The 646-nt window shown below is 36.8% G+C and carries 1 protein-coding gene; it reads left to right on the forward strand.

Annotation, left to right across the window (positions count from 1 at the left end; genetic code table 11):
- Nucleotides 1-87 precede the first annotated feature (87 nt).
- Nucleotides 88-646, forward strand: a 559-nt coding sequence (locus B5E79_RS13270) for a transposase (RefSeq protein ID WP_158095513.1), incomplete at its 3' end; no start/stop codon positions are given.

Genomic DNA, 646 nt, shown 5'->3' on the forward strand with positions numbered 1-646 from the left:
GCAGAAGATGGGACCTATATGGAAATCCCATACAATGTCTATAATATCTATGATTTTCATTTTGTGGAGAATCAACATATCATTGACATGTTCGATGTCAAAAAAGTCCAGTCCAAGGCCGGAGGACTCTATGATGTCCTTAATGGTCTGTTTATAGATTTTTCACTCAGACCTGCACCATATTCAGAATTGCCTCTTGCGTTTTCTCATCTCTATCGAAGTCAAAGTATATTCAAGGGAAAGGATGTCATTTATCTTGCTGACAGATATTATGGATCAGCCGAAATCATATCCCACCTTGAGTGTATTGATTATCATTATATCATCAGAGGAAAAAGCAATTTCTATAAGAAGCAGGTTGCGCTCATGAAATCTGATGATGAATGGATTGAGGTGGAAATTGATGAAAAATGGAGAAGGAGATTCCGATTTTCACCTGAAGCCATGGAATTGAGAGAAAATAATCCAGTCATGAAAATCAGGGTCATTAAAAGAAGAATTGAATATATCAACAATCATGGAGAGGCGTGTCAGAAAGAGCTTATTTTCTTTACCAACCTAGGAGAGGAATTCTCTGCTCAGGAAATCATTGAGCTATATACATATAGATGGGATATCGAAGTTTCATACAAGACACTCAAAACAG

Source organism: Massilimicrobiota sp. An134 (assembly GCF_002160815.1).
GTDB classification, from domain to species: domain Bacteria; phylum Bacillota_I; class Bacilli_A; order Erysipelotrichales; family Coprobacillaceae; genus Allocoprobacillus; species Allocoprobacillus merdigallinarum.